The organism is Methylophaga sp. UBA2689 (assembly GCA_002354555.1).
In the GTDB taxonomy this organism is placed as follows: domain Bacteria; phylum Pseudomonadota; class Gammaproteobacteria; order Nitrosococcales; family Methylophagaceae; genus Methylophaga.
In genome coordinates this window covers 1-8,804 of record DELT01000085.1, presented here as the reverse complement: position 1 = coordinate 8,804, position 8,804 = coordinate 1, and the positions used below count along the sequence as shown (strand labels likewise).

Annotated in this window: 7 protein-coding genes and 1 pseudogene; 4 read left to right on the top strand and 4 right to left on the bottom strand. The window is 46.1% G+C overall.

Annotation, left to right across the window (positions count from 1 at the left end):
- The 4 genes and pseudogenes from B3M51_RS10150 to B3M51_RS10135 all read left to right on the top strand — a co-directional run.
- Positions 1–282: pseudogene (locus tag B3M51_RS10150) on the top strand (H4MPT-linked C1 transfer pathway protein); the annotation flags it as partial.
- 9 nt (positions 283–291) lie between these two features.
- Entirely contained in the window at positions 292–1,677 is a 1,386-nt protein-coding gene (pabB, locus tag B3M51_RS10145; protein ID WP_292482658.1) for an aminodeoxychorismate synthase component I, read from the top strand.
- On the top strand, positions 1,678–2,253 hold the full coding sequence (locus B3M51_RS10140) for a delta 1-pyrroline-5-carboxylate synthetase (protein ID WP_292482660.1): 576 nt from the start codon (positions 1,678–1,680) through the stop codon (positions 2,251–2,253).
- Positions 2,250–3,431 (top strand): pyridoxal phosphate-dependent decarboxylase family protein, encoded by a 1,182-nt coding sequence (locus tag B3M51_RS10135; protein ID WP_292758885.1) that lies wholly within the window; start codon positions 2,250–2,252, stop codon positions 3,429–3,431. Before B3M51_RS10140 ends, B3M51_RS10135 begins: the two co-directional genes overlap by 4 nt.
- Here B3M51_RS10135 and B3M51_RS10130 read toward each other — a convergent pair.
- The 4 genes from B3M51_RS10130 to pilQ form a co-directional block, all read right to left on the bottom strand.
- Entirely contained in the window at positions 3,406–5,139 is a 1,734-nt protein-coding gene (locus B3M51_RS10130; RefSeq protein WP_292758882.1) for an SPOR domain-containing protein, read from the bottom strand. The genes B3M51_RS10135 and B3M51_RS10130 overlap by 26 nt on opposite strands.
- Positions 5,140–5,147: 8 nt before the next feature.
- Positions 5,148–6,233, bottom strand: coding sequence for a 3-dehydroquinate synthase (gene aroB / locus B3M51_RS10125; RefSeq protein ID WP_292483450.1), 1,086 nt, complete (start codon positions 6,231–6,233; stop codon positions 5,148–5,150).
- Positions 6,234–6,238: 5 nt separating this feature from the next.
- Positions 6,239–6,766: a shikimate kinase AroK gene (aroK, locus tag B3M51_RS10120; RefSeq protein ID WP_292482666.1), complete on the bottom strand. Its 528-nt coding sequence runs from the start codon at positions 6,764–6,766 to the stop codon at positions 6,239–6,241.
- Positions 6,767–6,851: 85 nt separating this feature from the next.
- On the bottom strand, positions 6,852–8,804 hold a 1,953-nt coding region (gene pilQ, locus B3M51_RS10115), incomplete at its 5' end, for a type IV pilus secretin PilQ (protein WP_292758878.1).

The following is an 8,804-nucleotide window of genomic DNA, read 5'->3' as shown; positions in this document are numbered from 1 at the left end:
TTTACAGCAGAAGACTGGCAGAATGTCGCAATATGGTTTTCTGAACAGCAAATCCAGCAGATTCATAATGCCTGCTTACAGGTATTATCCGCTCACAGTGATCTTGATAAACAAGCACCGGTTATTGGCGCAGGCGCTGGACGATTTATTGTCAGCCAGATTGCTGAGCGTTTACAGCGTCCATATGTTGATTTTGATAGCCTGCTTGACTCACATGAAACCGCTGCGTCATACGCCCCAGCCAGCGCACTAGCCCTTCTAGCCCAGAGGCAGTTCACGTAAAATACTGTGATGACTTCTCAATTGCCGCCTTTATGTGCCGAGCTTCCCTATCAAATAGACAGTGCCACACTGTTTGCTGCTATTCGTGATTTGCCATGGGCGGTTTTCCTGGATAGTGCCATTACCGAAGGCGACAATGCCCGCTTCGATATCATCGCGGCAGATCCTTTTATTACTCTGCAGACCACCGGTCAAACAACAACTATTGACTATCGAACTGCAGATAGTCTGAATTCGGCAGATGATCCTTTTTTGCTGTTGCAGAGTGTACTGAAAAAATATGCACAGCAGTCCACCAAATTGCCCTTCTGTGGAGGAGCCATTGGATATTTCAGTTATGATCTGGGCCGCAGAATTGAAAGCCTGCCAAGTCTGGCAGTAGATTCGGAACAAATACCGGAAATGGCTGTTGGCATTTATGACTGGGCACTCATTAATGATCATCGGCAACAACGCTGCTGGTTAGTCAGTTATGGCGTTGACCCAGCCACTCACCAGAACTGGTCGGATTTAATCAATCGATTGCAACTGCCACACGTCACTGATTCAACTACCTTTAAGGTAAATGGCGAATTACGTTGCAACATGGATCAACAAGCCTATCAAACAGCCTTTGAAAAAATAAAAAACTACATTACTGATGGGGACTGTTATCAGGTCAATCTGGCCAAGCGTTATGAAGTAAATGCTGAAGGTGATCCCTGGATTGCCTATCAGCAGTTACGAAAGCAGAATGCCGCGCCTTTTTCAGCCTTTTTAAACACCCCCCAGGCAGCAGTATTAAGTTCATCACCGGAACGGTTATTACGGGTTAAAAACAACCTGGTGGAAACCAAACCCATCAAAGGTACCCGACCACGGGATTTGCACAATGCAGAGCGCGATCGTTTGCTCGCTCAACAATTACAGGACAGCCTCAAGGATCGTGCTGAAAATGTGATGATTGTGGATTTGCTGCGCAATGATCTGGGCAAAGTCTGCACACCGGGTTCCATATCTGTGCCTTCTCCTTTTGCGCTGGAGTCTTTTGCTACCGTACATCACCTGGTCAGCACTATTACCGGGACACTGGCTGAAGATCAGGATGCTGTCAGCTTATTAAGAGCCTGTTTCCCCGGCGGTTCCATCACCGGCGCCCCAAAACTGCGATCGATGGAAATCATCGAAGAACTCGAACCACAACGCCGTGGGGTCTATTGTGGCAGCATTGCTTTCATTGGCTTTGACGGCAATATGGATAGCAATATTACAATTCGAACATTGGTATTCAGTGATAATCGCCTGCGTTTCTGGGCTGGTGGCGGTATTGTGGCGGATTCCGAACTGGAAGCCGAATATCAGGAAGTAGCCGATAAAGCTGCCGCAATGCTAGGCTTGGTGGAGTCATTACGATAAATGCATATCGTCAAACTGGGTGGCAGCCTTTATCACACTGCTGAACTCAAATCCTGGTTAACATTGCTGGAACAGACGGCGCTTAATGAGTGTGTGGTAATTGTTCCTGGCGGTGGCCCTTTTGCTGATATGGTGCGTCAGGCGCAGCAACTGCATCAATTTGATGATCAACATGCTCACCATATGGCGATCCTTGCTATGGCACAATATGGGTTGATACTGCAGGCCTTATTACCCTCCGCTGTTCTCGTTAAAACACCAGCAGAAGTATCCAGCCATTGCCAACTATCTATCTGGTTGCCAGATGATCAACTGCTGCAAGTCGAAGAAATTACCCAAAACTGGCAGATCACTTCCGACAGTCTGGCATTGTGGTTCGCACAGCAATTTCCGCAAAGCAGCTTGAGTCTAATCAAACGAGTGTCCGCGGATAGTGGAGATCTCAACGTGTTAAGTAAAAAAGGCATTATTGATCAGGGTTTTACTGCATTGTTCCAACAAAGACCCATCTTAACTCAATTAATCCATTATCAAACCCTGGAGAACTTTCCTGAGCATGGAATTAAGCTCGGATGAGTATTGATTCAAGTCAACTATCCACCACGCTGTCAGCGTTAATGAATCAGTATCTGCAACACTTGGACATCGACGCTAAAACGTTTCAACAACTTTCCCAACAAATTGACACCCTACTGCGTGCAGGACAGCGTCACAGACAAGCCAACTGGGCAGCTCATATGACACCTGCAGTAAATGAATTAGCCGCACTGGGCCAGTTTGTGGCGGCTTTGTATCAAGGCAATCTTCTCTCATCAGAGCTCTATCCAGAACTTGCAATCATTGAAAAAGATATCTTTGATTTTTTCTGCCCATTATTTGGTCAACAACACGGTCATGCGACGCATGGTGGCAGCTATGGCAACCTTGATGCGTTATGGCAGGCTAGGAAAAAATTCGGTGGTTATTCAAACCGGGTATATGCCAGCGATCAATCCCACTATTCTGTTTTCAAGGCATGTGACATTCTGGGTCTGGAATTACATTTGATACCCACCAATGAGTCCCAGCAGATGGATATTGCAGCACTTGCGTTTGCCTGTAACGAGCAGACTCCAATGGCCATTGTTGCTACAGCAGGCACCACCAGTAGCGGACAGATCGATGATATCAATGCGGTTAAAGCGATCATTGAGCATAGCCCGTGTTGGCTGCATATCGATGCAGCCTGGGGTGGTTTTTTAAGTTTGATCGATACCAGTCCACTGACGGACAAACAGTTTGGACAAGCTGATTCGGTCTGTTTTGATCCGCACAAAAGTCTGGGTCAGCCCCGTCCCTGTGGGTTATTGATGTATCAGCAACCAATCAAAGCTACGGCCTCGCCAACCCAATACCTGACACAAACACCATGTGACACATTACCGGGGTCCTATGGAGCAGAACTTTTACTGCCTTTATGGCTGACCATCAAAACACTTGGAAAAACAGGGCTTGAGGATCAAATCGACTTTCAACTCGACCAGGCCAGAAAATTTGCAAGTTTTCTCAATGAGCAGCCAGGATGGCAGGCAGACAAGTCTCCCACAGGCATTGTCTGTTTTAATCCCCCACCACAAACAGACCTTTCAGGTTTGTTTGAAAAAGGTATTTTTTCAATTACGGAAATTGCTGGAAAAAAAGTCTATCGGGCGGTATTTGCAGGCCCAGGCACTCGCAGTGACACACTGATTAGCGATCTGGCGCCTTATCTATAATCTGTTTTTGAACGCCGTCATAACGTCTTAGCCATGCCGATATTTTATTTAACGGAGAGGGCCATTGCTGACTGTCACGCATTGCTACCTGTTTTGAAGGATATACCCCATAGATCACGGCATACCAGACTTCACCATTGCGCATACTTTCAAAAACCGCAACATTACCTGTTAGTTCATTTTTTTCCACAAAGTTGTCCACTTCAGCCCGATCCCATGTCCCCATTAATTGAAAGGTAAAATCGGTGGCGGATTGCTGCAAAATCCACTCTTTATCCTTTAGAGTCGTATCAACCAGTTCAGAAAATGCTGTATCCGCTTTCTCCGTAGTGGTAGCGGGTTCGGGAATTAATTCGATTGGAGGGTTAATTTGTTCAGGCGGTGAAGTTGGCTCAACCTTTTCTTCATCTGCTGTTTCAGAAGTCATTTTTTCTGTTTCAGAACTTAAATCGTCATTCACCATGCCAACGTCAGCAATAGATTCCTCAGAATCAGCGGGCTGCGATGGTTGTTCAATTATTTCTACAGGCTCGAATACAACTTCTGCAGTGACTTCCTGTTTAGGTTCAGGTTCAGGTTCAGGTTCAGGTTCTGATTCTTCTTCATCTGCTGGGGTAATGGTTTCGATTTCCGGTTCAACTGCAGAGTCAGTCGTCGGTTCGGCTTCTACGTCTGCCTGTTCTAACTCTTCAAGCAGCTCGACTAATTCCTGACGATCGGCTTCTGCAACACTGGTAAGTTCTTCTGGCTCATCCACAACGACCATCGGCAAGTCTTCAGTTAAAGCATCCGTATTCAGCACATCGTCTTCAATAGTGTTTTTATCAGCAACAAACAAGTCATTTATCTGCTGTTGGTAAAATAGAATCAAAGCAAATAAAACACCCAGCGGAACCAGCCCAAACCATTTATTCCAACGCAAAGAAATAGCAGGAAACTTGAAGCTGAGAGGCAACTGAACCGGTTTACCCTGTCCCAGTAAAAATTTGTGGGCAAGATGATTCAATGCTGCCGGAACACCTGAAGATTGTCGATGAAAACGTATTAATGCTTTGTCATCAAAGGGGCTGTCACCGTTGAAACCAACGCCTTGTAAACGCTGCAATAAATAAGCAGCGGTTTCCTGCTGTGGGATAGGCCCCAGCAGTAAGGGTTGAATACGCTCATTTTGAGCAACCATGGCATCAGCCGTAACATCGGTTACTACCGCCCGCCATAAATAGTGGCCTTCATGTTGCCAGTCAAACCAGGCTTTTATTTGCTGAAGTAATGGCTCGGCAAGCTTACTGATATCATCAATCAATAACACCGGACGAATCTGCAAAGTCTGCAGTTGCTGTAATCGCTGTTGCAATAGCTGCAGGTTGTTACTGCCCAGGGTACTCTCCTGAGGCGCACCAAAAACCTGCAAACAGCGGCTGACCATAAACTGAATGGTCAATGAGGGTTCTGCCTGAATCAGGCAAAAACGCAGATCATCGCCCCCCCGATTCATTAAGGCTTTTAAAGTAGTGGTTTTACCCAGACCGTTGGTGCCATACAGCAAAGGAATTTTGTCACTGGCCCGCAGCAGATGCAGAACCAGGTCCAGACGCTGCTTAATTTCCGGCCCCATGTACAGTCCGGCTTCTGTCACCTCAGCACTGAATGGATTCGACTGAAGCGCTAATCTCGAAATATATTTTGGTTCAGCTGCCGCTGCAGTCATTGCATTACTCAATTTCCAGCAGTAAATTTCGCCAGGGTTTCAGCCAGGGCATCACCATCGTAGTCATCGGAAATAATGGCCTGACCAATATCTTTTAACAACACCAGACGAATCAGTCCATCTTGAACTTTTTTATCTACCGCCATCAGATTCATAAAATCTGCAGAACTTAACTTGCCCGGAACAGTAACAGGAAGATTAGCGGCTGTCATAATGCCACTGATACGCGTAACTTTTTCCGTGCTCAACCAACCCATACGTTGCGATAAGTCTGCCGCCATCACCATACCTATTGCAATCGCCTCGCCATGCAGACAATTCCCGTAGCCACAGCCAGTCTCAATGGCATGACCGAATGTATGACCAAGGTTTAACAATGCTCTGACACCCTGTTCACGCTCATCATCAGCCACAATGGTTGCTTTATCCTGACAGGATCGTGCGATCGCCTGTGCCAGTGCCGCAGGTTCACGCGAAACCAGCAACGACATATTCTGTTCAAGCCAGTCAAAAAATTCAGCATCATTAATCAGACCATATTTAATGACTTCTGCCAGCCCGGAAGAAAACTGTCGATCATCCAGCGTTTTTAACGTGGCAGTATCTGCCAGCACACATTGCGGCTGGTAAAACGCACCAATCATATTTTTGCCTAAAGGATGATTGACCGCAGTTTTGCCACCGACTGAAGAGTCGACTTGTGATAATAAGGTGGTGGGAACCTGGATAAAGGGTACGCCCCGCTGATAACAGGCTGCAGCAAAGCCTGCCATATCTCCTATAACACCTCCACCCAGCGCAATAATGGTTACCTGACGAGACATTCTGGCTTCCAGTAAACGATCAAAAATCAGCTGCATGGTGTCCAGCGTTTTATATTGCTCACCATCAGGCAAGATAACACTTTCCAGCCGATAGTCATTTAACGCTGTTTTTACAGTATCCAGGTACAGAGGAGCTACCGTTTCATTGGTGACAATCAACACTTCCTTTCCCCGGATATGGGCGGTAAATAAATCACTTTCCGATAGCAGGTTTTCACCAATATGGATTGGATAACTGCGATCACCGAGCGCAACTTGAAGCGTTTTCATCATATTCAGTTTTCTTTTGTTTTTAATTGTTGCAGTTGTTTTATCACTGCGTTCACAGTTCTGGTGACAGACTGCTCACCCGTTTGTAACACCACATCAGCCACTTCACGATATAAAGGGTCCCGCTGTGCCATTAGTTGTTTTATTTGCTGGCGCCGATCCCCCACCTGCAACAGGGGGCGACTGGTATCACGAGATGTGCGACGGTAAAGTTGTTCCGCTGTGGCCGCAAGATAGACAACCTTGCCTCGAGCCAGATTACGCCGATTGGCTTCTGCAAGAACGGCACCACCACCGGTGGCCATTACAATATTATCCATTGCGCTCAGCTCATCGATCACTTTTTGCTCGCGCTCCCTGAAGCCCTCTTCCCCTTCCATCTCGAAAATCCAGGATATAGATACGCCAGTGCGTTTTTCAATCTCACGATCACTATCAAAAAACTTGCGATGCAGCTTTTTGGCAAGCTGTCGACCAATGGTAGACTTTCCAGACCCCATTGGCCCTACCAGAAATATATTACCTGAAATCACGTGGCTAATGACCCAACTGTTTATCGTGAAAAAAAAACCGGATCATAATAGATCCGGTTTTTTATATTAACTGAAAAAGCAGGAATTAATAATCCATACCTTCCTTAATAATTTTTGGTGTCACAAATACCAGCAGTTCACGTTGGCGATCTTCATTTAAATTGGTTTTGAAGAGGAAGCCCACATAAGGCAAATCACCAAAGAACGGTACGCGTGTGGAAGATTGTGTCGAAGTTTGTTCATAGATCCCCCCCAGCACCACTGTTTCGCCATTATCAACCAATACCTGTGTCCGAACACTACGAGTGTCTATACTTGGAACACCCAGAAAAGTCTCGCCCACTTCATCTTTATTGACTTCCAAATCCATCACAATACGATCATCCGGCGTAATCTGCGGAGTCACATCCAGTTTTAACAATGCTTCTTTAAAGGAAACCGAGGTTGCACCGCTTGATGAAGCTTCCTGATAGGGAATTTCGGTACCTTGTTCAATGGTGGCCTGTTTTTGATTTGAAGTAATGACACGTGGCGTTGAAATAATCTCACCTTTGCCTTCTTCCTGCATCGCTGAAAGCTCCAGCTCCAACACTGCTCCTAAAGGCAGTTTAGCCAATGCCAGAGCAATTGTGCCTGCCGGATTGGCAACCGGTAAGTTCACATTTAAATCCTGACCACGTAATCCAGCCTGGTTTGTTGGAACCACCGCATCCAGATTATTCGCTGGAACCTGCAAGCCTTCCAATGTACCGGATGTACCCGCTCCTAATGTGCCACTCTGAGCTGACGAACCAAATCGCACGCCTAGCTCTTTGGTAAAGTCATTATTGGCAATAACAATCCGCGATTCAATTAACACCTGCCGTACCGGTATATCGAGCTTTTCGATTAACTTGCGTACATCGGCCAGATTACTGGCAGTATCACGGAGCAGTAAAGAGTTGGTCCGTTGGTCAACCACTACACTACCTCGTTCAGAAAGAAATCCCCCTGCACTACTCCCGGCTGTTGTTTGACCTTGAGTTGTCGTTAGAATCTCAGCCATCTCTGATGCTTTTGCAAAGTTGACTTCAAATATCTCGGAGTAAAGTGGTTCCAGCTCGACCAGTTGCCGTCTAGCTTCAAGCTCCTGTTTTTCACGAGCGGCAATTTCTGCTGCTGGGGCAATCAGCATGACATTACCATTCTGACGCATACCCAGTCCCTTGGTTTTCAGGATAATATCCAATGCCTGATCCCAAGGTACATTTTTCAAACGCAGGGTTAAGTTGCCGGTCACTGTGTCGCTGGTCACCAGATTCATACCGTTAAAATCGGCCAGTAACTGTAAAACGGCACGAACTTCAATATTCTGGAAATTCAGCGACAGCTTCTCGCCTTCAAAGCCAAATTCATTTTCAGTCGTCTCAGCTGTAGCTCGTTCTGCAACTGGTTTTACCTCAACCACAAGCTTATCGCCAGATTGGTAAGCCAGATGTTCAAACTTACCTGTAGTTGTAAGCACCAACCTGGACCCATCGCGTGTTTGCATACTTTCAATCAAATTCACCGGGGTCGCAAAATCCATTACATCCAGTTTGCGGTTCAATTGGTCAGGCAAGTTAACCCCAGGCAAATCTACAATCAAGTCTCCACTTTCACGGCGAATATCCATAGCAGTATTTTCATTTTTCAACTGCAATATTAATCTGCCTTCGCCCTGTTCGCCGCGTCTGAAATCGATATCCGTCACCGAATTAATATCCGGCGCAGCTAAAGGAGTTGTATTTGGAAGTGGTGCTCGCGCAATCTGACCATTACTTTCATTAAGTAAAACTTTGACAACCTTTCCCTCTACTTCAATTTCATAAGGTAATTTGCGAAGCAAATTAATAACCATTCGGGTACGTTCACCTGCTTCTACGGTAGCAATACTTCGAGTCTGACCATTATTTATCTGCTGGGTGGTTTCATTCAGTTTATTGCTTACACCATGGAAATCCAGAACGATCCGTGCGGGCTCATCGGTAGCAAAGCTTTCTGGTTTTTCAACCGCTTC